Below are 23,897 nucleotides of genomic sequence, written 5' to 3' on the forward strand. Positions count from 1 at the left end.
CCAATTCCCGGGCACAGGCAAATTTATCGGATCTCGCTTCTTTCCATATGAATTTCCGTGGACTATATTTTCCATGGAAAGAGAGAGGCCATGTCTGTTACACAACCCAATGCTGCCGCCCCTGATCTGACCGCGAAGGCGGCCGAAAACGCGGTTCTGACCAAGGCCACGCTGCGCGCCGCCGAACTCTTGGATATAACCGCCAGGGTGCTTGCGTCGATCATCGGCGTCTCGGAAGCCACGGTTTCACGCATGCGCAGGCAGGAATTCCTGCTGGAGCGCGGCACCAAGCCGTTCGAACTCGCGGTGCTGTTCGTGCGGCTGTTCCGTTCGCTCGATGCCATTGTCGGCGGTGACGAGACGATAGCCCGGGCATGGCTGAAGAACGCCAACACGGCTTTCGATGGCAGCCCGCTTGAAAAGATCCTCACCATTACCGGGCTTGTCGATGTCATTGCCTATCTGGACTCCCGACGCGCTCTCGTCTGAAGCCGTCCGGCTCGACGGCAAATACTGGCGCATGGTCGAGGCGCAGCACAGGGTCTCGACGCTGAAAGTCGTCGACACGCTGGATGAACAGGCGCTGCTTGAGGATCTGATCGAGGAAACCAAGCCGCAAATCCCCATGGAGTGCCGGCATCTCCACTACCTCCTGGCGACGCCGTTCCGCTACGGGTCGATCTATCCGTACGGCTCGCGCTTCCGCCGCGCTGGCCGCACCCTGGGTGTCTACTATGCCGCGGAGACGATCATGGCGGCGGTCGCCGAAATGACCTTCTACCGCTTGTTGTTCTTCGCCGATTCGCCCGACACGCCATGGCCGCATGACGCCGCGGAATACACCGCTTTCGCTGCAGCGATCCGCACCGACAAAGCTGTCGACCTGACGCGGCCGCCGCTCGACCGCGATGAGGCTGAGTGGACGCATCCGACCGACTACGCCGCCTGCCAGGCGATTGCCGATGTCGCTCGCGAGGTCGGGCTGGCGGCGATCCGTTACCGTTCGGCGCGCGACCCGAAGGGCGTCAATGTGGCGCTGCTGACATGCCGCGGCTTTACCAAGGCCAAGCCGCTGGAGCCGCACACATGGCGCATCCGGCTGGGCTCCCTCGGCGTCCAGGCGATCTGCGAATTTCCGGAAAGGCGCATCGAGTTTTCCAGAACCGCCTTCGCCAATGATCCCCGGCTCAACGGATTGCGCTGGGAACGCGGGCGTTGATCACACGAAAAAGCGCCGGATTTCTCCGGCGCTTTTCCACTTCAATCTGAAAACAGGTTCAGCCGTTAGCCACCTGCTTGTGCTGGACCGGATGGCTCTTCTTCAACAGGTCCGACACCAGGAATGCCAGCTCGATCGCCTGGTCGGCGTTGAGGCGCGGGTCGCAATGGGTGTGGTAGCGGTCCTGCAGCTCCTCGGCGGTGATGGCGCGGGCGCCGCCGGTGCATTCGGTGACGTTCTTGCCGGTCATCTCGACATGAATGCCGCCGGGGTGCGTGCCTTCGGCGCGATGCACCTCGAAGAAGGTCTGCACTTCCTTGAGGATGCGGTCGAACGGCCGCGTCTTGTAGCCGGCTGCCTCGATGGTGTTGCCGTGCATCGGATCGGACGACCATACCACGCTGCGGCCTTCCTTCTGCACCGCGCGCACCAGCTTCGGCAAATGGTCGGCGACCTTGTCGGAGCCGAAGCGGGCGATCAGCGTCAGCCGGCCCGGCTCGTTCTCCGGATTGAGCAGGTCGATGAGCTCCAGCAGGCCGTCAGTCGTCAGCGACGGGCCGCATTTGAGGCCGAGCGGGTTCTTGATACCGCGGCAATATTCGACATGCGCATGGTCGGGCTGGCGGGTACGGTCCCCGATCCAGATCATGTGGCCCGACGTTGCGTACCAGTCGCCGGAGGTCGAATCGACGCGGGTCAGCGCCTCTTCATAGCCGAGCAGCAGCGCCTCGTGACTGGTGTAAAAGTCGGTCTCGCGCAGCGCGTAATTGGTCTCCGAGGTGATGCCGACGGCTTTCATGAAGTCCATCGTCTCGGTGATACGGTTGGCGAGCATGCCATACTTCTCGCCCTGCGGGCTGTCGGACACGAAGCCGAGCATCCAGCGATGCACGTTCTCCAGGCTGGCATAGCCGCCCTGGGCGAAGGCACGCAGCAGGTTAAGCGTCGCCGCCGATTGCCGGTAGGCCATCTCCTGGCGGGCTGGGTCGGGAATACGCGACTTCGGGTCGAACTCGATGCCGTTGATGATGTCGCCGCGATAGCTCGGCAGCGTCACCTCGCCCTTGGTCTCATTGTCGGAGGAGCGCGGCTTGGCGAACTGGCCGGCAACGCGGCCGACCTTCACCACCGGCTGCGCGCCGGCAAAGGTCAGCACCACTGACATTTGCAAAAATACACGGAAGAAGTCGCGGATGTTGTCCGCGCCATGCTCGGCGAAGCTCTCGGCGCAATCGCCGCCCTGGAGAAGGAATGCATCACCCGCAGCGACAGCCGCAAGCTGCTTCTTCAGCTTGCGCGCCTCACCGGCAAAAACCAGCGGCGGAAAGGTGGCGAGCTGGGCTTCCGTGCTCTTCAGGGAGGCAAGGTCCGGATAGGCAGGAACCTGCTTGATCGGCTTCGCTCTCCAAGAATTCGGCGACCATTTCGTCATCGCTGCACCCAAACGCTCTTTCCAGCAGGCTTTTGCCCGCCATTCCCGCCCCATATGGCAATCGCGGCTCCATACACGAAGCCGATTTCCTATTCTAGACCGGAATTCAAGCGCTGGCGAATGATGGGGAGCGCCATGCCGCGACCCACTTTGGCTTCTTATCTTCGCGACGGCTGTGCAATATCGCTTGGTGCCAGAATCGATCCTCACCGATCTAGTCGCGCCGGTCATCGTCCGCCGCGCAACAATTCGCCATGGAGTCCCTATGTCCGTGTCCGCCTACCTTGACCGCGTGCGCCGCGAGCAAGGCCTGTTGACGATCGACGAGGTGGTTGGCCTGTCCGAGCGCGGCAACGTGATCTACGACCCCTACTCCACGCTGATTTCCGCACGCGCCGTCATCGGGCGAAGCAACGTCTTCTTCCCCGGCGTCTACCTGTTGTGCACCGACAGTGGGACGCTGGAGATCGGCGACGCCAACATTTTCCACGCCAACACGCTGTTCGAAGCATCCGCCGGCGCAATCCGCGTCGGCTCACGCAACCAGTTTGGCGAAGGCGGTTTTACTGCAAAGGCCAACAGGCCGGGAGCCTCGATCGAAATCGGCGACGAAGGCCGTTATCTCAGCGGCGCGGCGGTGTTCGGTGAGACGGTGCTCGGTTCGGGCAGCCAGCTTCTCGGCGCGATCACCGTCGACAGTTGTCGGCTGGAACCGGGCGGCAGTTTTCGTGAGTCCGACCCCGACCGCCGGGCCGGATTGCTGAAAGGCGCCGGCGCCGCGCGCGGCTTCACCGTGCCTGCCGGGCACGTCATCGTCGGCGCCGGCACGTTCTCGGCATCCGACCTGCAGTTGCAGTCGAATTTCCATCCGAAAGTCTAGGTGGCCACCAGCCGCGCCAACTGCGTCATGACGACAGCCGAGCCCGCCAGACGCTTCTCGGCTGTCGGCCAGTCGCGGATGAAGACCACGCTGTGGTCGGCCCTGATCTTGGCCAGCGAGCCCTGTTCGCCGATGTACTTGACCAGCCCGACCGGGTTGGAAAACTCGCGCTTGCGGAAATGGATGACGACGCCCTTGGGGCCGGCATCGAGCTTTTCGACATTGGCCCTGCGGCAGAGCGCCTTGATGAAGACGATCTTGAGCAGATGTTTTACTTCCTCCGGCAGCGGACCGAATCGATCGATCAGCTCGGCGCCAAAGGCGTCGATTTCCTCCGTATTTTCGAGATCGCCAAGGCGCCTGTAAAGCGCCAGCCTGAGCTGCAGGTCCGGCACGTAGCTTTCCGGGATCATGACCGCCGTGCCCACCGCGATCTGCGGCGACCAGCCGCCGTCCTGGACCTCGCCGGAGTCCTTCACCTCGGCCACCGCCTCTTCCAGCATCTGCTGGTAAAGCTCGAAGCCGACCTCCTTGATGTGTCCGGATTGTTCTTCGCCGAGTAGATTGCCGGCGCCCCTGATGTCGAGGTCGTGGCTGGCGAGCTGGAACCCGGCGCCAAGCGTGTCCAGCGACTGCAGCACCTTCAGCCGGCGCTCGGCCGTGTCGGTGAGCTTGCGGTTGGCCGGCAGCGTGAACAACGCATATGCCCGCACCTTGGAACGGCCGACGCGGCCGCGCAGCTGGTAGAGCTGCGACAGGCCGAACATATCGGCGCGATGGATGATCAGCGTGTTGGCGGTCGGAATGTCGAGCCCGGATTCGACGATGGTGGTCGACAACAGCACGTCGTACTGGCCGTCATAGAAGGCGTTCATGATGTCGTCGAGTTCGCCCGGCGGCATCTGGCCATGGGCCACCGCCACCTTCAGCTCGGGGACGGATTCGCGCAGGAAATCATGGATTTCGGCGAGATCGCTGATGCGCGGAACGACATAGAAGGAATGGCCGCCGCGGTAGCGTTCGCGCAGCAGCGTCTCGCGGATGACCAGCGGGTCGAAAGGCGAGATGAAGGTGCGCACCGCCATGCGGTCGACCGGCGGCGTGGCGATCAGCGACAGTTCGCGCACGCCGGTCAAGGCAAGCTGCAGCGTGCGCGGGATCGGCGTCGCCGACAGCGTCAGCACGTGGACGTCGGTCTTGAGGTCCTTCAGCCGTTCCTTGTGCTTGACTCCAAAATGCTGCTCCTCGTCGATGATCAGCAGGCCGAGATTCTTGAACGAGATCGCCGACCCGAGCAGTGCATGGGTGCCGATGACGATGTCGACCTGCCCCTCGGCGATGGCTTTCTTGGTTTCCGCCAGTTCCTTGGCGCCGACCAGCCGCGAGGCCTGGCCGACGCGGATCGGCAGGCCGGAGAAGCGCTGCGAAAAAGTCTTGAAATGCTGGCGCGACAACAGCGTCGTCGGCACCACGACCGCGACCTGGAACCCTTCCATCGCCGCGATGAAGGCGGCGCGCAACGCCACTTCGGTCTTGCCGAAGCCGACATCGCCGCAGATCAGCCGGTCCATCGGCTTGCCGGCGCCGAGATCGTCCACGACGGCATCGATCGCGCCCTGCTGGTCGTCGGTCTCCTCATAGGGAAAGCGCGCCGAGAATTCGCCGTAAAGCCCTTCCGCCGGCACCATGGGCGGCGCGGTACGCATCTGGCGCTCGGCGGCAATGCGGATCAACTGTCCGGCCATGTCGAGCAGGCGCTTCTTCAGCCGCGCCTTGCGCGACTGCCAGGCGCCGCCGCCGAGCTTGTCCAGCGTCGCCTCGGCTGTGTCAGAGCCGTAGCGCGACAGAAGCTCGATGTTTTCCACCGGCAGGAACAGCCGGTCGTCGCCGGCATAGTGGATTTCCAGGCAATCATGCGGCGCGCCGACCGCCTCGATGGTGCGCAGGCCGATGAAACGGCCAATGCCGTGATCAGCATGGACGACGATGTCGCCCGCCGACAACGACGACGCCTCGGCGATGAAATCGGAGGCGCGCTTCTTGCGCTTCGAGCGCCGGATCAGCCGGTCGCCCAGAATATCCTGTTCGGCGACGACGACCAGTTGTTCGGTCTCGAAGCCGGATTCCAGCGGCAGCACCGCAAGCGCCGCCTGGCCCGGCTCGAGTTTTTCCGCCTCGGCCAACGTCGCCACCGGCACCAGATTGCCGAGATGATGCTCGGCCAGGATCTGGCCGAGCCGATCGAGCGATCCTTCGGTCCAACCGGCGACGATGACCCGCCGGCGCGCCGCGCGCTCGTCGGCGATGTGTTTTACGGCGACATCGAAGACGTTGATGTTTGGGTCAGCCCGTTCCTCGGCAAAGCTGCGGCCATGGCGCGAGCCGCCATGGAAGACCTTCTTGGCCCCGACATCGGGCGCGTCGAAGGCGGTGAAGTCGATGGCTTCGCGCGGTCCGAGCGACGCCACGAGGTTTTCCGGTGAGAGATAGAGCAGGTCCGGCGCCACCGGCTTGTAGGGCACGGCGTCCTTCAAGGCGGCGTCGGCCTGTTTGCGGCGCGCTTCGTAGTGGTCGAGGATCAGCGTGTGACGCTCAGCCAGCGCTTCGTGCGCCAGGTGGTCGAAGATCACCGGCGCATCAGGCAGATAATCGAATACCGTCTCCAGCCGCTCGTAGAACAACGGCAACCAATGCTCCATGCCGGCGAAGCGCCGGCCCTCGCTCACCGCCGCATAAAGCCCGTCGTCACGCTGCGGTGCGCCAAAGGCTTCGATATAGGACCGGCGGAAGCGGCTGATGGTTTCGGGGGTCAGCGCCACTTCACTCATCGCCTGCAGCGCCATCGACTTGCGCTGGCCGGTGGTGCGCTGCGTGGCGGCGTCGAAGACGCGGATCGATTCCAGCGTGTCGCCGAAGAAATCGAGCCGCAGTGCTTCCGTCCAGCCGGGTGCGTAGAGGTCGAGGATGCCGCCGCGCACGGCGAATTCGCCGATACCGCGCACCGTCGGCACCCGCTCGAAGCCGGAAATCTCCAGCCGGGACACCAGCGCGTTCATGTCGATCTGGTTGCCGGGCTTTGCGTGGAAAGTCTGCGCTTCGACCAGATCGGCCGGCGGAATGCGCTGCAGCAGCGCATTGGCAGTGGTCAGGATGACGGCGCGATGCGGCTTTTTCGCCAGCGCGATCATCGCCGTCAGCGCATCGAGCCGCTTGGCAGCGGCATCGGAGCCTGGCGAAACGCGGTCATAGGGCAGGCAATCCCAGGCCGGCAACTCCAGCACCGGCAGGCCGGGGGCGGCAAAGGTCAGCGCCTCGATGATCGACGGCAGGCGCTGGCCGTCGCGCGCCACAAACAGCACGGGTTTGTCAGGCGCAATCTCATGGATCGCCTGCACCAGCGCAAAGGCTTCGTAGCCATCGGCAACGCCGTCGACGATGAACTGGCCGGCGCGGCCTTTCGGCAGGCCGATTTTGGGAATGAGGCTCATGGTTGCACGTTTAAAATGTCATGGTCCGGCGCGATGCCAGGATCTTTTGCAGGACGGCACAGTCGATATTCCCGGGAACCGGGCGTTCGCCGGTGACCATGGGCAGGAATTCGGTGTCGGGAATGTCGAGGAGCTTTTCATATTGGTCGATTTCATCGCCGGTCAAGGCGCCGATTTCGTTGTCGGCAAAGGTACCGAGGATAAGGTCCATCTCGCGCATCCCGCGATGCCAGGAGCGGAACAACAGCTTGCGACGCCTGATATCCAGCCCCTCGCTCGATCGTTTCGTCCCGGTCATCGTGCCGCATCCCTGCTTGGTGCGGCGCATATAGCGTGGATAGAGGGCGGTGTCAGCCTTGCAACAGGCCGGTGGGCGACTAAACATCCCGGGTGTGAAGAACACTCCTGACAACGCTGGTGCCGGACACCGCCCGCACTTCACCCTCCCCCTTGTGGGGAGGGTCGGTGAGCACGCTTCGCAAAGCGAAGCGGGTGAGACGGGGTGCGGCGCTGGTGCGCCGCCTTCTTCTGAAGTTAGACGCGCACCTACCCCCACCCCGCTCCGCTTCGCGGATCGACCCTCCCCACAGGGGGGAGGGTAAAGGCATGCGCCCCTCCCTCCTCGACCCTCTCTTCGTCCCCATCACTTCGCTTGCCGGCGTCGGCCCCAAGGTTGGCGCTCTGATCGAGAAGGTGGTGGCGGCCGATCTCGGCGAACGGCCGGCGCGCGCGGGCGACCTGTTGTTCGTGCTGCCGCACACCGTCATCGACCGTCGCAATCGTCCCGGCATCGCGCTTGCGCCTGCAGGCGCCATCGTCACACTCGACGTGCGAATCGACCGCCACCAGCCGCCGCCGCGCGGCAACCGGTCGGTGCCTTACCGCGTCTATGCCCATGACGACACCGGCGAGATCGGCCTGACCTTCTTCCACGCCCATGCCGCCTATCTCGAAAAAGCGATGCCGGTGGGCGAGCATGTCGTCGTCTCCGGCCGTATGGAATGGTTCAACGGCCGCCCGACCATGGTCCATCCCGACCATATCGCCCTGGTGAGCGAGGCGGAAACACTGCCGCTGGTCGAACCGGTCTATCCGCTGACCGCCGGCCTGTCGGGCAAGGTGCTGCGCCGCGCCATCGGCCAGGCGCTCGGCCGGCTGCCGGAATTGCCGGAATGGCAGGACGGCGCCTTCATGCGCAAGCAGACTTTCCCCGCCTTCGCCGACGCGCTCGCCCGCATCCACTATCCCGCGGACCCGATCGATGTCGCCATCGAGGGGGTGGCATGGCGCCGCCTTGCCTATGACGAGCTTCTCGCCGGCCAGGTCTCGCTGGCATTGGTGCGGGCAAAAGTGCGCCGCCTGTCGGGCCGGCCGCTCATCGGCGACGGTCGCATCGTCGAGAAACTGCGCGCAGCCCTGCCCTATTCATTGACCGGCAGCCAGGAATTCGCGCTTGCCGAAATCAATGCCGATCTGGCCGACCCCGAGCGCATGCTGCGCCTGCTGCAAGGCGATGTCGGCTCCGGCAAGACGGTGGTGGCGCTGCTGGCCATGGGGCGCGCAGTCGAGGCCGGCGGCCAGGCGGCCTTGATGGCGCCGACCGAAATCCTGGCGCGCCAGCATCTGGCGACGATCACGCCTTTGGCCGAACAGGCCGGCCTGCGCGTCGCTATCCTGACCGGCCGCGAAAAGGGCCGCGAACGCACTGAAACGCTATCAGGTCTCGCCAGCGGCGAGATCGACATCGTCGTCGGCACCCATGCGCTGTTCCAGGAAACGGTGGCCTATCACGACCTCGTCTTTGCCGTGGTCGACGAGCAACACCGCTTCGGCGTCCACCAGCGGCTTGCCATCACCGCCAAGGGCGACGCCCCCGACATGCTGGTGATGACGGCGACGCCGATCCCGCGCACTCTGGTGCTGACCGCCTTCGGCGACATGGACGTCTCCAAGCTGACGGAAAAACCGATCGGCCGCCAGCCGATCCGCACCGTCACGCTGCCGCTGGAACGGCTGGACGAACTGGTCGGTCGCATGCTGGACGCGGTTGCCGACGGCCAGAAGATCTACTGGATCTGCCCGCTGGTCGAGGAATCCGAAGAGATCAAGTTGATGTCGGCCGAGGACCGTTTTGCCTCGCTGCAGCCCTTGTTCGGCGATCGCATCGGCCTCGTCCACGGCCGCATGAAGGGCGCCGAAAAGGACGAGGCGATGCGCGCGTTCAAGGCCGGCGAAACCCGCATCCTGATCGCCACCACCGTCATCGAGGTCGGCGTCGACGTGCCGGACGCCACCATCATGGTCATCGAGCATGCCGAACGTTTTGGCCTGGCGCAACTGCACCAGTTGCGCGGCCGCGTCGGCCGCGGCGACAAGCCTTCTTCCTGCGTGCTGCTCTACAAGGACCCGCTCGGCGAAACGGCCAAGCGCCGGCTGTCGGTGATGCGCGAGACCGAGGACGGGTTCCTGATCGCCGAAGAGGATCTGAAGCTGCGCGGCGAAGGCGAATTGCTCGGCACCCGCCAGTCCGGCACGCCGGGCTTCCAGGTGGCGCGCATCGAGGTGCACGCCGACTTGCTCGAAGCAGCCCGCGACGATGCAAGGCTGATCCTGTCGCGTGATCCGGAACTACAGTCTGAGCGCGGCGAGGCGCTGCGGCTGCTGCTCTATTTGTTCGGCCGCGACGAGGCCGTGCGGCTCTTGCGTGCCGGCTGAGCCAAAGCGCCAAGCGGCGGGTTGGCGAGATCTCCGTCGATCGGCTGGCCGTTCATAGTCACCATTTTCGGCTTGACTTCGGGCGCCACCAGCCCGGCCGAGACGATCAGCCTGGCGCCGTCCTCGATCGTCATGTCGAGCAGCACGATGTCGGATTTCGGCACGTACATCAGGAAACCGGTGGTAGGGTTCGGCGTGCACGGCATGAACACGGCGATCATCGGGTCGCCTGCATGGTCGAGCTTCTGGTTGATCTCGGTTTCCTTCTCGCTGGCGACGAAGACCAGCGACCAGACGCCTTTTCGCGGATATTCGACCAGCCCGACCTGGCGGAACATATCGCCCTTGTTCGACAGCACCGTCTGGAAAATCTGCTTCAGCGAACCGTAGATGCCGCGCACCAGCGGCATACGGCCAAGCAGCCGTTCGCCGAAATTGACGATGGCGCGACCGACGATGTTGGCGGTCATGAAGCCGATCAGCGTGATCAGCACGAGCGCCACGATCAGGCCGAAGCCGGGCACCGGAAACGGCAAATAGGTGTCGGGGCTGTAGCGCGCCGGAATGTACGGCTTCACCCAGGAATCGACCCAGCCGACGAACGACCAGGCGATATAGGCGGTGATCGCCAGCGGCGCGCAGACGATAAAGCCTGTGAGGAAATAGTTCCTCAGCCGGGTCATGCCTGAAGTTCTGGGAGCATCGGACATGGTTCACCGGGGACGCGGGTTGCAGCGCCACACTAGTGAAGCGGACGGCGCTTTGGAACTGCGAAGTTTTTTAGACCCCCGATGAGCGCCGACTACTCCACCGTCACCGATTTCGCCAGGTTGCGCGGCTGGTCGACGTCCGTCCCCATGAACACGGCGGCGTAGTAGGCCAGCATCTGGATCGGCAGCGCATAGATGATCGGCGAGATGATTTCCGGCACGTCGGGCAGGATGATCGTCTCCATCGTCTTGACGCTGACCTGCGCCGCGCCCTTGGCGTCGGTGATCAGGATGATCTTGCCGCCGCGCGCCGCCACTTCCTGCATGTTCGACACGGTTTTTTCGAAGATGCGATCATGCGGCGCGATGACGATGACCGGCATGTTCTCGTCGATCAGCGCGATCGGCCCGTGCTTCAGTTCGCCCGCGGCATAACCCTCGGCATGGATGTAAGAGATTTCCTTGAGTTTCAGCGCGCCTTCCATGGCCAGCGGGAAATTGGTGTCGCGTCCGAGATAGAGCACGTCCTTGTAGCGCGAGATTTCGCGCGCGATGCGCTCGATCTGCTCTTCGAGCTTCAGTACCTGGTTGGCGTAGCGAGGCGCCTCCGAAAGAGCGCGCACCAGCGTCTTTTCCTCATCCTTCGAGATCGTGCCGCGCGCCACACCCGCACGCACCGCCAGCGAGGCCAGCACCGAAAGCTGGCAGGTGAAAGCCTTGGTCGAGGCGACGCCGATCTCCGGCCCGGCCAGCGTCGGCAGCACGACGTCGGATTCGCGCGCCATGGTCGATTCGCGCACATTGACGATGGCGCCGATCTTCATGCCCGCCTTGCGGCAATAGCGCAGCGAGGCCAGCGTGTCGGCGGTTTCGCCGGACTGCGAGATGAAGAAGGCGGCATCATCCGCCGATAACGGCATTTCGCGGTAGCGGAATTCCGAGGCGACATCGATGTCGACCGGCAGCCGCGCATAGCGCTCGAACCAGTATTTGCTGATCAGGCCGGCTAGATAGGCGGTGCCGCAGGCCGAGATCGCCAGCCGGCCAATCTTGGCAAAGTCGAACGGCAGTTCCAGCGGCTTCGACACGCCAGAGACGAAATCGACATAGTGCGCCAGCGTATGCGAGATCACTTCGGGCTGTTCATGGATTTCTTTTTCCATGAAATGGCGGCGGTTGCCCTTGTCGACCATGAAGCTGGTCGACAGTGATTGCTGGCGCTTGCGGGCAACCTCTTTGCCGTCGATGTCGAAGATGGTGACGCCATCGCGGCGCACCACCGCCCAGTCGCCGTCTTCGAGGTAGGTGATGGAATTGGTGAACGGCGCCAGCGCGATGGCGTCGGAGCCCAGAAACATCTCGCCATCGCCATGGCCGACGGCCAGAGGCGGACCATTGCGGGCGCCGACGATGAGGTCCTCGTCGCCGGTGAACATGATGGCCAGCGCAAAGGCGCCTTCCAGCCGCTTCAGCGCCTGGTGCGCGGCCTCGATCGGCTTCAGCCCCTTGGCCAGTTCGCGCGCCACCAGATGCGCTACGACCTCGGTGTCGGTCTGCGACGAGAAGGAATAGCCGTCGCGGATCAGCTCATCGCGCAACTCGGCGAAATTCTCGATGATGCCGTTGTGAACGATGGCGACGCCGTTGGAAAAATGCGGATGGGCGTTAGTCTCGTTGGGCACGCCATGGGTCGCCCATCGCGTGTGGCCGATGCCGATGGTGCCGTCGAGCGGTTCTTCCTTCAGCCGGCGTTCGAGGTTGATGAGCTTGCCTTCGGCGCGGCGGCGGCCGAGCGCACCTTTCTCGACGGTGGCGACTCCGGCGGAGTCATAGCCACGATATTCAAGCCGCTTCAAAGCATCGACAATGAGCGGCGCGACTTGGCTCTGGCCGACAATTCCGACGATACCGCACATGCGCCTGCCCCCGATTCACCTGGAAAACCAGTCCCGATGGAAAACCAGCGTTATCTAGGGATTGCCGGCCCGCCGCGAAAGTCACTTTGCATTTCGTCTGGTGTAACGGAACGCTTCTCAACCCGATGCACCATGACACACCGCTCTTGCAATCCGGTTACCGCAATTCCTCGGTTGTTCAATTGCTTCGGCGGTTAATGGTCGGTGCCGGCCTTTTTCTTCGCCGCAGCGGCCGAGGCAAAGCGCTCGCGCAATTCCTTGCCTTTCCCGGGAATGGTCTTCTGGCGGGCGCGGCCGAAGGCCAGCGCATCGTCCGGCACGCTTTCGGTGATGACGCTGCCCGAGGCGATGTAGCCACCCTTGCCGATGGAAACCGGCGCCACCAGCGACGAGTTCGAGCCGACAAAGGCACCCTCGCCGATATCGGTGAAGAACTTTGAATAACCATCATAGTTGCAGGTGATGGTGCCGGCGCCGATATTGGCCCCCGCGCCCACACGGGCATCGCCGATATAGGTCAGATGATTGACCTTGGCGCCCTCCTCGATGACCGCCTGCTTGACCTCGCAGAAATTGCCGACCTTGGCCTTTTGCCTCAGATCGGCGCCAGGCCTGAGCCGCGCGAACGGACCGACGTCGCAATTGGAGGCGATGGTGGCGCCCTCTATGTGGCTGAAAGCGTGTATCTTGGCCCCGGTTGCAATTTTCACGCCCGGGCCGAACCAGACATTGGGCTCGACGATCGTGTCGGCGCCGATTTCGGTGTCGTGCGAGAAATACACCGTCTCCGGCGCGATCAGCGTTACGCCCGACAGCATGGCCTCGTAGCGCCGGCGCACCTGCCAGATGCCTTCCGCCTGCGCCAGCTCGGCCCGGTTGTTGATGCCTAGCGCACTCTCGAAGCTGGTTTCGGTGGCAACGACATCGAGCCCTTTCGCACTGGCGATCTCGACGATGTCGGTGAGATAGAACTCGCCCTTGGCGTTCTTGTTGCCGACCTTGTCGAGCAGTTCGAGCGCATGCTTGCCCGCCACCGCCATCATGCCGGCATTACAGAAGCCGATCTTCTTTTCCTCGGCGGAGCAGTCCTTCTCCTCGCGGATGGCGGTGAGCTTGCCGCCCTTTTCGATCAGCCGGCCATAGCCGGCCGGGCTGGGCGGGCGGAAGCCGATCACCACAACAGCCGCGCCATCGGCAAGCTTTTGCCGCGCGGCCACCAGGGCTTCAGCATCGATCAGCGGCGTGTCGCCGAACATCACGAGAATATCGTCATAATCCTTTGATATCGCATCGCGCGCAGCCAGCACGGCATGCGCAGTGCCGAGCCGCTTCTCCTGCACGAACGTCTCGGCCTTGGGCGCGAATTTCGCCGCCGCCTTGCGCATATCATCGGCGCCATGGCCGATCACCAGCGCCTGGCTGCGGGCGCCGGCGGCCTCGGCCGCTTTCACCACATGGGCGACCATCGGCAGTCCGGCGATCTGGTGCAGCACCTTCGGCATCGCGCTCTTCATGCGCGTGCCTTCACCGGCGGCGAGAATGACGGACAAGCAGGATCTCTGGCTCATGGAAGGACAACCGTATGAATGGGATCAGGAATCGCAGAGTGGTAGCATCTGGCGCCATGCTGCACCAATGGGGTTAAATTCCGGTGAGGTGATGAGGCAGTTCACTCTCGATCAGCGGATCTCTACCCCAGCCGGCCCAGCAGCGGAAAGGTCTCCAGCAGCCAGTAGGACACCGTCTGCACGCCGCCGGTGAGGAAGAACACCCCGGCGACGACCAGCAGCGCGCCGATCGCCTTTTCGACGCGGCCGAGATGGACGCGGAATTTGCCGAGGAAGCGCATGAAGGCGCCGGAGAACAGGGCAGCAATCAGGAACGGAATGCCGAGGCCAAGCGAATAGGCGGCAAGCAGAAGAGCGCCCTCGCCCACCGTCTCGCGGCCGCCGGCCAAGGTCAGGATCGGCCCCAGCACCGGGCCGATGCACGGCGTCCAGCCAAAGGCGAAGGCCAGCCCCATGACATAGGCGGCGACCATGCTGGCGGGCTTGCCCTGCGACTGGAAGCGCGCCTCGCGCGACAAAAGCGGGATGCGCAGGATGCCGAGGAAATTCAGCCCCATCAGGATGATCAGCACCCCGGCAGCCATCGCCAGCGGCTCCTGCCAGACGCGCAGCCAGTGGCCGATGGTCGAGGCGCCGGCGCCAAGCGCCACGAACACGGTGGAGAAACCGAGTACGAAGGCGAGCGAGGAATAGATGAGCGCGCCGCGGGCGCCGGCCTTGGCCGTGACGCCGGCATCGTCACCGCGAAAATCGTCGACCGACACGCCGGCCATGTAGCAGAGATAGGGAGGCACCAGCGGCAGCACGCAAGGCGACAGGAACGAGATCGCCCCCGCTCCGACCGCGCTGACATAGCCGACGTCCAATGGCATTCCAGAACTCCAGATTCCCTGGCGCCGATATAGCGGTGCAAACCCGTGTTCGCCAATCACCATCGTGTGGCATTTGGCTACAGATACGGTCCGGCGGACGAATTGTTGGCGGCCAATCCCAAGTTGACCAAGCCGGGGAAGAAATGTCCCTCGCCGAGCGTTCACAGAGCGAAGCCGCGATTTCTGCGCGCTTCGTCGGATCACCAGGGAGATTTCCATGAAAACGATCACCGTCGGCCTGGCCGCCCTTCTGCTCAGCACCGCCGCATCCTTCGCCGCCGAAGCGTGGAAGGAAGCCGAAGTCGGTGGCACCAAGATCTACACCGATGCCAATGGCATGACGCTCTATACCTATGACAAGGACGAGAAGGGCAAGACCAACTGCTACGACAAATGCGCCACCAACTGGCCGCCGCTGAAGGCCGAGGACGGCGCTAAGGCGGACGACGAATGGACCATCGTCGACCGCACCGACGGCACCAAGATGTGGGCCTATGACGGCAAGCCGGTCTACACCTTCATCAAGGACAAGAAGGCCGGTGACATCACGGGCGACGGCGTCGGCGAAGTCTGGCACATCGTCAAGGCCGACTGATCGTCCGAACCTCTATCCCGCACCCCATCGGCGGGACTCGGCTGGCCGCCGGCTCCAAGCGACCCGGCGGCCAGTTCTGCATTTACAGGCAGCGCGAACCGGTCGCGGCGCGCCTTACCCAGTGGCTCCAAACACGAACCGTCCCAAGCAAAAATTTTGTGGTCTTCTCCATACACTCATAGAGTGTATTGCGGCGGACGCCTCCGCATTTTGGCCGCTTGCCCTTGACCGATCGCAAAAGCGCGGCCATGTGAGCGGCAACAAAAATGCGTCACGCAGCGGAATTCTTCTGCCGCCCACAGCTGATATGAGACCTCATGGACGTCGTCGTCGTCGAATCGCCGGCCAAGGCGAAGACAATCAACAAGTATCTCGGCAAGAACTTCAAGGTTCTGGCCTCGTTCGGCCATGTCCGCGATCTGCCGGCCAAGGATGGTTCGGTGCGTCCCGACGAGGATTTCGCCATGTCCTGGGCGGTCGACACCGCTTCCGGAAAGCGCCTCGCCGACATTGCCAACGCGGTCAAGGATGCCGATGGCCTGATCCTCGCCACCGATCCGGATCGCGAGGGCGAAGCCATTTCCTGGCACGTGCTGGAGGTGCTCAAGCAGAAGCGCGTGTTGAAGGACAAGCCGGTCAGCCGCGTCGTCTTCAATGCCATCACCAAGTCGTCGGTGCTGGAAGCGATGGCCAATCCGCGCCAGATCGATGCGCCATTGGTCGATGCCTATCTGGCTCGCCGCGCACTCGATTATCTCGTCGGCTTCACGCTGTCGCCGGTGCTGTGGCGCAAATTGCCGGGCGCCCGTTCCGCCGGCCGCGTCCAGTCGGTGGCGCTGCGCCTGGTCTGCGACCGCGAATCCGAAATCGAACGTTTCGTCCGCGAGGAATACTGGCAGATCGCTGCCCTCCTCGGCACGCCACGTAACGACAGCTTCGAGGCGCGGCTGACCGCGTTCGAGCGCAAGAAGCTGCAGAAGCTCGACATCGCCAGCAAGGCGCAGGCCGACGATATCAAGGGCATGCTCGAAGGCGCGACCTTCAAGGCTCTGTCGGTGGAAGCCAAGCCGACGCGGCGCAATCCTGGCCCGCCCTTCACCACTTCGACGCTGCAGCAGGCGGCATCGTCGGGCCTCGGCTTTTCGGCGACGCGCACCATGCAAGTGGCGCAGCGCCTCTATGAAGGCATGGAGATCGGCGGCGAGACCACCGGCCTGATCACCTATATGCGAACCGACGGCGTGCAGATGGCGCCGGAGGCGATCGACGCCGCCCGCGACACCATCGCCAAGGAATTCGGCCCAAGATACCTCCCGGAAAAGCCGCGCCAGTACACAGCCAAGGCCAAGAATGCCCAGGAAGCGCACGAGGCGGTCCGCCCGACCGATTTCATGCGCACGCCGGCTTCGGTCAGGCAGTATCTCGATTCCGACCAGCTGCGGCTTTACGAATTGATCTGGAAGCGCGCCATCGCCAGCCAGATGCAGTCGGCCGAGATCGAGCGTACCACGGTCGAAATCGAGGCGGTCAATGGCGCTCGCACCGCGGAGCTTCGCGCCGTCGGTTCCGTCGTTCGCTTCGACGGCTTCATCGCCGCCTACACCGACCAGAAGGACGAGGACGCCGAAGACGAGGAAAACCGTCGCCTGCCCGAGATCCGTGCCGGCGAGCAGCTGGCCCGTCAGGCGATCAATGCCACCCAGCACACCACCGAGCCGCCGCCGCGCTACTCCGAGGCGTCGCTGATCAAGAAGCTGGAAGAGCTCGGCATCGGCCGTCCGTCGACCTACACCGCGATCCTGAAGACGTTGGAAGACCGTGACTACGTCACCATCGACAAGCGCCGGCTGGTGCCGCAGGCCAAGGGCCGGCTGCTGTCGGCTTTCCTCGAAAGCTTCTTCGAGCGCTATGTCGAATATGACTTCACGGCCTCACTGGAGGAAAAACTTGACGAGATTTCCGACGGCAAGCTCGCCTGGAAGGACGTGCTGCGCGACTTCTGGAAAGATTTTTCCGGCGCCGTCGCCGACATCAAGGAACTGCGCGTCACCGACGTGCTCGACGCGCTGAACGAGGAACTGGCGCCGCTGGTGTTCCCCGCGCGGGAGGATGGCTCGAATCCCCGCATCTGCCCAAAATGCGGCTCCGGCAATCTGTCGCTGAAACTCGGCAAGTTCGGCGCCTTCGTCGGCTGCTCCAACTATCCGGAATGTTCCTTTACCCGCCAACTCGGCGATGCCGCCAACCCGAATGGCGAGAATGGCGGCGGCGAGGACGGCACCAAGGTGCTCGGCAACGATCCCTACACGGCAGAGGAAATCACGCTGCGCTCAGGCCGCTTCGGTCCTTATATCCAGCGCGGCGACGGCAAGGAAGCCAAGCGCTCCAGCCTGCCCAAGGGCTGGACGCCCGACTCGATCGACCATGAAAAGGCCTTGGCGCTGCTGTCGCTGCCGCGCGATATCGGCAAGCATCCTGAATCCGGCAAGATGATCTCCGCCGGGCTTGGCCGCTATGGTCCATTCGTTTTGCATGATGGCACCTATGCCAATGTCGACAGCATAGAGGATGTGTTCTCGATCGGCCTCAACCGCGCTGTCACCGTGATCGCCGAGAAGCAGCTGAAGGGCAAGGGCGGCCGCAATGGCGGCACCGCGGCGGCGCTGAAGGAACTCGGCGACCATCCCGATGGCGGCGGCAAGATCGTCGTGCGCGATGGCAAATACGGGCCCTATGTCAACTACGGCAAGGTCAACGCGACACTGCCCAAGGGCAAGGATCCGCAGTCGGTGACCGTCGAGGACGCGGTGGCGCTGATTGCCGAGAAGGAAGCCAAAGGCGGCGGCAAGAAGCCGTTCCGCAAGGCGGCAGCCGCCAAGGCCCCCGCAGCCAAGACAACCACTGGCAAGACAACCACTGGCAAGAAAACCACAGCCAAGGAATCGGCGACCAAGAAGCCGGCGGCGAAGAAAAAGGGATAGCAGCGTGGCGCGCAGGATCACCGGTAGAAGCCACGGCGATCCGCGCACCGCCGATACCCGCGCCAAGGTCAAGGACGACTATCGCCCGTCGCGTGACGAAATCCTGCGCTACATCGCCGAGAACCCCGACCGCGCGGGAAAACGCGACATCGCCAAGGCCTTTGCCTTGCGCGGCGACGACCGCATTTGGCTGAAGGACATCCTGCGCGACCTGCAGGACGAAGGCATCCTGACCAAGGAGCGCAAACGGCTGGCCCGTGTCGGCGCCTTGTCGCATGTCGCCGTACTCGACATTTTTGGCCGCGATGGCGACGGCATCCTGCTGGCGCATCCTGCCGAGCCCGTAGGCACCGGCGAACCGCCTGTCGTCTCGATCCGCGTCTCCCGCGGCGGCAATGGCCCGCAGCCGGGCATTGGCGACCGTGTGCTGGCCAAGACCTTCCCGACCGACGAGGCGACCGGGCCTGCCTATACGGGCCGCGTAATGAAGATTTTCGAGAAGCGGACAGATGCCGTGCTGGGCGTCTTCCGTATCCTGAGGGACGGCACCTTCCGAATCGAGCCGGTCGAACGTCGCCAGCCCGAACTGATCGTCGACAAGGAATTCCAGAACGGCGCCAGGAACGGCGACCTTGTCGAGGTCGAGCCGGCGCGGGCCTCCCGGTATGGTTTGCCGCGCGCAAAAGTGCTGGCTGTGCTGGGCTCGCTGACCAGCGAAAAGGCGGTCTCGATGATCGCCATCCACGCGCACGACATTCCGCATATCTTCCCGGCCGACGTCATCGCCGAATCCGAGGCGGTAAAACCGGCGACGCTTGCTCACCGCGAGGACTGGCGCGACCTGCCGCTGGTGACCATCGACCCGGCCGACGCCAAGGACCATGACGACGCCGTCTTCGCCACGCCCGACCTCGACGAGAAGAACCCCGGCGGCGTGATCGCCACGGTGGCGATCGCCGATGTTGCAGCCTATGTCCGCTATGGCACCGCACTCGATCGCGAGGCGCTGAAACGCGGCAATTCTGTCTATTTCCCCGACCGCGTCGTGCCGATGCTGCCAGAGCGCATCTCCAACGACCTGTGCTCGCTGCGAGAAGGCCAGGACCGTCCCGCGCTTGCCGTGCGCATGATTTTTGCCGCCGATGGCCGCAAGCTGCGTCACACCTTCCACCGCGTCATGATGAAATCGGCGGCAAAGCTCGCCTATCCGCAGGCCCAGGCCGCGATAGACGGCCTTCCTGACGACAAGACCGGCCCGATCCTCGATACGGTGCTGAAGCCGCTGTGGGACGCCTACGCCATCCTCAAGCGCGGCCGCGATGGCCGCCAGCCGCTCGAGCTTGATCTGCCCGAGCGCAAGATCCTGCTCAAGCCGGACGGCACCGTCGACCGCGTCGTCGTCCCGGAGCGGCTCGACGCCCACAAGCTGATCGAAGAATTCATGATCCAGGCCAATGTCGCCGCCGCCGAAACGCTGGAAGCGAAGAAGCAGGCGCTGGTCTACCGCGTCCACGATGCGCCGTCGCTGGCCAAGCAGGAATCGCTGCGCGAGTTCCTGCAGACGCTCGGCCTGTCGCTGGCGCGTGGCGCGCAGATGCGGCCCGCCCAGTTCAACGGCATTCTCGAGCGCGTGCGTGGCGCCGACAATGAGGGGCTGGTCAACGAAGTGGTGCTGCGCTCGCAGAGTCAGGCCGAATATTCGCCCAAGAACATCGGCCATTTCGGCCTCAACCTGAAGCGCTACGCGCATTTCACCTCGCCGATTCGCCGCTATGCCGATCTGATCGTGCATCGCGGGCTGATTGCCGCACTTGGGCTCGGCCCTGGCGGGCTGACGCAGGACGAAGCGACGCAGCTGGAAGACTTCGCGGTGCTGATCTCCGGCACCGAGCGCCGCGCCATGGCGGCCGAGCGCGACACCGTCGACCGGCTGATCGCTGCCTACCTCGCCGAGCGCATCGACGACCGCTTCGACGCCCGCATTTCGGGCGTCACCAAATCGGGACTATTTGTCCAATTGCCGCAGTTTGGCGCAGATGGCTTCATCCCGGTGTCAAGTCTGGATGGCGATTACTATATATATGACGAAACCGCGCGATCGCTGTTCGGAGAACGCACCGGCAAGGGTTATCAGCTTGCCGACCGCGTCGAGGTTCGCCTGATCGAGGTGGCGCCTATGGCCGGCGCGATGCGTTTCGAGATGCTGACCGACCCGAAGCCCCTGCCCGGCTCCAAACGGTCGTTTCACAAGGCAAAAGGCCGCGCCCGCGCGTCGCAATCGCGCGGCAGGAGACGATAATGGCAAGCGAAATGGGAATCCAGAAGCAGGTTTTCGGCGGCGAACATCATTCGGGCCGAGTCGCCCGCCCGCTGTGGACGGCGATGAAGCGCGGCGCCCTTGGCCGCTGCCCGCATTGCGGCGAAGGCAGGTTGTTCGCCGGCTTCACCAAAAGCGTCGACAAATGCGCCGCGTGCGGTGAGGAGTTCCACCACCACCGCGCCGACGACCTGCCCGCTTATCTCGTCATCGTCATCGTCGGCCACATCGTTCTCGGCGCCTTCATGGGCGTCGAGGCGACGTCGACGCTCTCCATGTGGCAGCACATCGCCATTTGGGTGCCGTTGACCATCGTGCTGTCGGTCGCTCTGCTGCAACCGGTCAAGGGCGCCGTCATCGGACTGCAATGGGCGCTCTATATGCACGGCTTCGGCGGCGAAAAAGACGGCACCGAGCCGCATCCCGGAACCTAGTTTGCGTCAGGGCAATGTCGCCTGGCGCAACATGCCGACCGTGAAAGGCCACTTTCGTTTGCCAGAAGTTTCCGCTAGGTCCTGCGCATGGAAGGTATGACCAAGGCGGAAGTCAGCAGGATGGACCGTGGCGCAGCCGCCCACAGCGGCCTGCCCATACGCCCGCGCGATGCCGCCACCCTGATCCTGCTCGACCGCGAGGGCGACGAGATTCTGGTGCTGATGGGCCGGCGCCATGCAGGCCACGCCTTCATGCCCGGCAAGTTCGTCTTTCCCGGCGGCCGCACCGATTCGGCCGACAGCCGCATTGCCGTTGCCACCCCATTGCTTCCGGAGGAAGAAGCCAGGCTGACCGCCGGCGTCGGCCGCATCAGCCCGTCGCGGGCCCGTGCCATCGCGCTCTCGGCCATCCGCGAGACCTATGAGGAAGCCGGCCTGCTCATCGGCCGCAAAGGCTCTTTCGCGACCGACAAGCGCGACTGGCAGGGCTTTGTCGAGCACGGCGTCCAGCCTTCGCTGGCGCCGCTGCGCTTCCTCGCCCGCGCCATCACCCCGCCCAATCGCGTGCGTCGTTTCGACACCCGCTTCTTCAGCGCCTGGCGCAGCGATGTCGCCGTGGAACTGCCGGGTGGCGGCCCGACCAATGAGCTGGAAGAACTGATCTGGCTGCCGCTTGCCAAGGCCAGAGAGGCCAATATCCCCGACATCACCCGAACGATCTTGCAGGAGTTGGAGACGCGGCTTGCCGGCGATCCACGCCTGCGACCCGGTGGGTCCGTGCCGTTCTACCGGCTTATCCGCAACCGCTTTGTTCGCGAAATTCTTTAGAGCAATTCCAGGAAAAGTGTGACGCGGTTTTCCGTCCGGAATTACGCAATATCAAACAGACAGAGTATTCAGGCATCCCATGACGGTCGATACCCAGCAAGAGGGCGACGAGCGCGTACATTGGCTACCGATGATCGCCGCGATCTCGTCGATCAGCGTCGTCGGCATCGCCATAGGCCTCGGCATGCCGCTGCTCAGCGTTATTCTCGAGAGCCGCGGCCACTCGGCATCGATGATCGGCCTCAACACCGCGGTCGCCGGCCTTGCCTCGATCGCCGGCGCCCCGCTGGCCACGCCGCTGGCGATGCGCTTCGGCGTCGCCTGGACGATGATCGCCATGATCGCCGCCGGCGCGCTCGCCTTTGTCGGCTTCCACTTCGCGCCGGACTTCTGGATGTGGTTCCCACTACGCGTCGTGCTGCACATCGCGCTGACGGTGCTGTTCATCCTGTCGGAATTCTGGATCAGCACCTCGGCGCCGCCGCGCCGGCGCGGCCTGGTGCTCGGCATCTACGCCACAGTGCTGTCGCTCGGCTTCGCCGCCGGGCCATGGATCTTCGCCCATATCGGCAGCACCGGCTTCTTGCCGTTTGGCGTCATCATCGTCCTGGTCGCGCTGGCCGCAATCCCGGTGCTGGCCGCACGGAATGAAAGTCCCACAATCGTGGTTGACGGCGAAACCAGCAACTTCCTGCGCTATATCTGGCTGGTGCCGACAGCGACCGCCGCCGTGCTGGTGTTCGGCGCTGTCGAGACCGGCGGCTTTGCGCTGTTCCCCGTCTATGGCAACCGCATCGGCTATTCCGAGGCGGATGCAGCCCTCCTGCTCACCATGATCGGCCTCGGCAACGTGCTGTTGCAGATCCCTATCGGTATGATCAGCGACCGCGTCTCAGACCGCCGCTATCTGCTTTTGGCCTGCGCCACGGTCGGACTTGCCGGCACCATCTTCATGCCGTTCTTCGCCGGCAATTGGCACCTGATGGCGGCGCTTCTGTTTGTCTGGGGCGGCGTGGTGGCCGCCATGTACACGATCGGCCTTGCCCATCTGGGCTCGCAGCTTTCCGGCCATGAACTGGCCTCGGCCAACGCCGCCTTCGTGCTCTGCTACGGCGTCGGCATGGTGCTTGGCCCGCAGGCGATCGGCATCGGCATGGATGCCTTCGGGCCCTCCGGCTTCGGCTGGTCGCTCGGCCTGTTCTTTGCCGCCTATATCGCCTTGGTCAGCGCCAGGCTGATCCGCAAGATCTGGTAGCCTGTCCGCCGCAGCCTGCGCAATCCTGACGGGATGTCGCCGCTGCTGACAGAACCGTGTCAGGAGACCTCAGCTAAAAGGGTGTCCCAAAAAACCCGAGTTTGAGGATACGGCGATGATCGACAGCGGCTTTGAAACCACATCTCTGCGCATGACGCTTCTGCTGCTTGTCAGCTTCCAGGCCCCGGCAGCCGATGTCGACCGCATCATGGACGCCGTGGTCGCGATCGCGCCGCTGGCAATGGGCAAATACGACCGCAACGCCTATCAAACCGCGCACGGCATCGAACGCTACCGACCGCTGGAAGGTGCAGCCGCCGGCGTCGAAACCGAACTGCGCCGCCGCCCCGGCACCGTCGAGGTCTCGTTCGAGTTGCCCGACGACCAGGCGCTCGCCGCCCGCGTCGTCGAGGCGATTTTCCAGGCGCATTCCTACCAGGAGCCGGTGATCCGCATCCAGCCAATCCTCGCCAGCCGCTCCAAGGGCCTGGACGACCGCGCCAATCCGAATCGCTGGTGGAACACCACCGGGGACTGGAAGAAAGCGCTTCCAGTTAAGGAAGAAGCCTAGAAATCCGGCCCCGCTGAGGGGAAGCACCGGCCTTACCTTCTCCCGTTGTGAGGTGAGAAGCGGTCCGTAGCGGACGAAAAGCCAATTGCTTGGTTTTTCGAGATTCGAACGCCCTG

The 23,897-nt window shown here is 64.0% G+C and carries 18 protein-coding genes; 11 read left to right on the forward strand and 7 right to left on the reverse strand.

Translation table 11 applies throughout. From position 1 onward, the window contains the following. Positions 1-90 precede the first annotated feature (90 nt). Positions 91-489 carry an MbcA/ParS/Xre antitoxin family protein gene (locus NKJ58_RS07885; protein ID WP_023681556.1) on the forward strand — a complete coding sequence of 133 codons (399 nt, stop codon included), beginning with the start codon at positions 91-93 and terminating at the stop codon, positions 487-489. Then, positions 449-1,219: an RES family NAD+ phosphorylase gene (locus tag NKJ58_RS07890; protein ID WP_352852920.1), complete on the forward strand. Its 771-nt coding sequence runs from the start codon at positions 449-451 to the stop codon at positions 1,217-1,219. The genes NKJ58_RS07885 and NKJ58_RS07890 overlap by 41 nt, the downstream gene beginning before the upstream one ends. A gap of 58 nt (positions 1,220-1,277) precedes the next feature. Here the strand turns inward: NKJ58_RS07890 and NKJ58_RS07895 are convergent, their stop codons facing one another. Beyond that, complete coding sequence (locus NKJ58_RS07895; RefSeq protein ID WP_352852921.1) at positions 1,278-2,651, reverse strand: class II 3-deoxy-7-phosphoheptulonate synthase; 1,374 nt, start codon at positions 2,649-2,651, stop codon at positions 1,278-1,280. 271 nt (positions 2,652-2,922) lie between these two features. Here NKJ58_RS07895 and NKJ58_RS07900 point away from each other — a divergent pair, with 271 nt between their 5' ends. Beyond that, entirely contained in the window at positions 2,923-3,531 is a 609-nt protein-coding gene (locus NKJ58_RS07900) for an AraC family transcriptional regulator (protein WP_502902277.1), read from the forward strand. Here NKJ58_RS07900 and mfd read toward each other — a convergent pair. Next, positions 3,528-7,019 carry a transcription-repair coupling factor gene (mfd, locus tag NKJ58_RS07905; protein WP_352852923.1) on the reverse strand — a complete coding sequence of 1,164 codons (3,492 nt, stop codon included), beginning with the start codon at positions 7,017-7,019 and terminating at the stop codon, positions 3,528-3,530. The genes NKJ58_RS07900 and mfd overlap by 4 nt on opposite strands. Before the next feature lie 10 nt (positions 7,020-7,029). Then, the gene (locus tag NKJ58_RS07910) at positions 7,030-7,317 is read right to left on the reverse strand and encodes an FAD assembly factor SdhE (protein WP_023738963.1); all 288 of its coding nucleotides are present in this window, start codon (positions 7,315-7,317) and stop codon (positions 7,030-7,032) included. Between the two features lie 308 nt (positions 7,318-7,625). Between NKJ58_RS07910 and recG the strand changes: the two genes are divergently transcribed. Further along, positions 7,626-9,734 carry an ATP-dependent DNA helicase RecG gene (gene recG / locus NKJ58_RS07915; protein ID WP_352518649.1) on the forward strand — a complete coding sequence of 703 codons (2,109 nt, stop codon included), beginning with the start codon at positions 7,626-7,628 and terminating at the stop codon, positions 9,732-9,734. Here recG and NKJ58_RS07920 read toward each other — a convergent pair. The 4 genes from NKJ58_RS07920 to NKJ58_RS07935 all read right to left on the reverse strand — a co-directional run bounded on the left by NKJ58_RS07920 (position 9,686) and on the right by NKJ58_RS07935 (position 14,800). Beyond that, entirely contained in the window at positions 9,686-10,444 is a 759-nt protein-coding gene (locus NKJ58_RS07920; protein ID WP_027050381.1) for a DUF502 domain-containing protein, read from the reverse strand. The genes recG and NKJ58_RS07920 overlap by 49 nt on opposite strands. A 92-nt stretch (positions 10,445-10,536) precedes the next feature. After that, positions 10,537-12,360 carry a glutamine--fructose-6-phosphate transaminase (isomerizing) gene (gene glmS / locus NKJ58_RS07925; protein WP_023701181.1) on the reverse strand — a complete coding sequence of 608 codons (1,824 nt, stop codon included), beginning with the start codon at positions 12,358-12,360 and terminating at the stop codon, positions 10,537-10,539. 194 nt (positions 12,361-12,554) lie between these two features. Next, positions 12,555-13,928, reverse strand: a complete 1,374-nt coding sequence (glmU, locus tag NKJ58_RS07930) for a bifunctional UDP-N-acetylglucosamine diphosphorylase/glucosamine-1-phosphate N-acetyltransferase GlmU (protein ID WP_352518650.1) — start codon at positions 13,926-13,928, stop codon at positions 12,555-12,557. A 122-nt stretch (positions 13,929-14,050) separates the two neighbouring features. After that, positions 14,051-14,800, reverse strand: coding sequence for a cytochrome c biogenesis CcdA family protein (locus tag NKJ58_RS07935; protein ID WP_023725730.1), 750 nt, complete (start codon positions 14,798-14,800; stop codon positions 14,051-14,053). A gap of 217 nt (positions 14,801-15,017) precedes the next feature. On the opposite strand from NKJ58_RS07935, the gene NKJ58_RS07940 reads away from it, so the two are divergent. The 7 genes from NKJ58_RS07940 to NKJ58_RS07970 all read left to right on the forward strand — a co-directional run bounded on the left by NKJ58_RS07940 (position 15,018) and on the right by NKJ58_RS07970 (position 23,781). Further along, positions 15,018-15,395 carry a COG4315 family predicted lipoprotein gene (locus NKJ58_RS07940; RefSeq protein ID WP_023725729.1) on the forward strand — a complete coding sequence of 126 codons (378 nt, stop codon included), beginning with the start codon at positions 15,018-15,020 and terminating at the stop codon, positions 15,393-15,395. Positions 15,396-15,712: 317 nt separating this feature from the next. Beyond that, positions 15,713-18,376: a type I DNA topoisomerase gene (gene topA / locus NKJ58_RS07945; RefSeq protein WP_352518651.1), complete on the forward strand. Its 2,664-nt coding sequence runs from the start codon at positions 15,713-15,715 to the stop codon at positions 18,374-18,376. A gap of 4 nt (positions 18,377-18,380) precedes the next feature. Continuing rightward, positions 18,381-20,675, forward strand: a complete 2,295-nt coding sequence (rnr, locus tag NKJ58_RS07950; protein WP_352518652.1) for a ribonuclease R — start codon at positions 18,381-18,383, stop codon at positions 20,673-20,675. Continuing rightward, positions 20,675-21,127, forward strand: coding sequence for a DUF983 domain-containing protein (locus tag NKJ58_RS07955; RefSeq protein WP_027050375.1), 453 nt, complete (start codon positions 20,675-20,677; stop codon positions 21,125-21,127). Before rnr ends, NKJ58_RS07955 begins: the two co-directional genes overlap by 1 nt. Before the next feature lie 87 nt (positions 21,128-21,214). Next, on the forward strand, positions 21,215-21,955 hold the full coding sequence (locus tag NKJ58_RS07960; RefSeq protein ID WP_352518653.1) for an NUDIX hydrolase: 741 nt from the start codon (positions 21,215-21,217) through the stop codon (positions 21,953-21,955). 79 nt (positions 21,956-22,034) lie between these two features. After that, positions 22,035-23,210, forward strand: a complete 1,176-nt coding sequence (locus NKJ58_RS07965) for an MFS transporter (protein ID WP_352518654.1) — start codon at positions 22,035-22,037, stop codon at positions 23,208-23,210. Positions 23,211-23,325: 115 nt separating this feature from the next. After that, the gene (locus NKJ58_RS07970) at positions 23,326-23,781 is read left to right on the forward strand and encodes a YqfO family protein (protein WP_352511631.1); all 456 of its coding nucleotides are present in this window, start codon (positions 23,326-23,328) and stop codon (positions 23,779-23,781) included. Positions 23,782-23,897 lie beyond the last annotated feature (116 nt).

The organism is Mesorhizobium sp. M0139, from assembly GCF_040322455.1.
In the GTDB taxonomy this organism is placed as follows: domain Bacteria; phylum Pseudomonadota; class Alphaproteobacteria; order Rhizobiales; family Rhizobiaceae; genus Mesorhizobium.

Bases quoted from the DNA above. Each gene is read 5' to 3' on its own strand.
- NKJ58_RS07885 (WP_023681556.1), top strand. From the start codon at position 91: ATGTCTGTTACACAACCCAATGCTGCCGCCCCTGATCTGACCGCGAAG.
- NKJ58_RS07890 (WP_352852920.1), top strand. From the start codon at position 449: ATGTCATTGCCTATCTGGACTCCCGACGCGCTCTCGTCTGAAGCCGTC.
- NKJ58_RS07895 (WP_352852921.1), bottom strand. From the start codon at position 2,651: ATGACGAAATGGTCGCCGAATTCTTGGAGAGCGAAGCCGATCAAGCAG.
- mfd (WP_352852923.1), bottom strand. From the start codon at position 7,019: ATGAGCCTCATTCCCAAAATCGGCCTGCCGAAAGGCCGCGCCGGCCAG.
- NKJ58_RS07910 (WP_023738963.1), bottom strand. From the start codon at position 7,317: ATGACCGGGACGAAACGATCGAGCGAGGGGCTGGATATCAGGCGTCGC.
- recG (WP_352518649.1), top strand. From the start codon at position 7,626: ATGCGCCCCTCCCTCCTCGACCCTCTCTTCGTCCCCATCACTTCGCTT.
- NKJ58_RS07920 (WP_027050381.1), bottom strand. From the start codon at position 10,444: ATGTCCGATGCTCCCAGAACTTCAGGCATGACCCGGCTGAGGAACTAT.
- glmS (WP_023701181.1), bottom strand. From the start codon at position 12,360: ATGTGCGGTATCGTCGGAATTGTCGGCCAGAGCCAAGTCGCGCCGCTC.
- glmU (WP_352518650.1), bottom strand. From the start codon at position 13,928: ATGAGCCAGAGATCCTGCTTGTCCGTCATTCTCGCCGCCGGTGAAGGC.
- NKJ58_RS07935 (WP_023725730.1), bottom strand. From the start codon at position 14,800: ATGCCATTGGACGTCGGCTATGTCAGCGCGGTCGGAGCGGGGGCGATC.
- NKJ58_RS07940 (WP_023725729.1), top strand. From the start codon at position 15,018: ATGAAAACGATCACCGTCGGCCTGGCCGCCCTTCTGCTCAGCACCGCC.
- topA (WP_352518651.1), top strand. From the start codon at position 15,713: ATGGACGTCGTCGTCGTCGAATCGCCGGCCAAGGCGAAGACAATCAAC.
- NKJ58_RS07955 (WP_027050375.1), top strand. From the start codon at position 20,675: ATGGCAAGCGAAATGGGAATCCAGAAGCAGGTTTTCGGCGGCGAACAT.
- NKJ58_RS07960 (WP_352518653.1), top strand. From the start codon at position 21,215: ATGGAAGGTATGACCAAGGCGGAAGTCAGCAGGATGGACCGTGGCGCA.
- NKJ58_RS07965 (WP_352518654.1), top strand. From the start codon at position 22,035: ATGACGGTCGATACCCAGCAAGAGGGCGACGAGCGCGTACATTGGCTA.
- NKJ58_RS07970 (WP_352511631.1), top strand. From the start codon at position 23,326: ATGATCGACAGCGGCTTTGAAACCACATCTCTGCGCATGACGCTTCTG.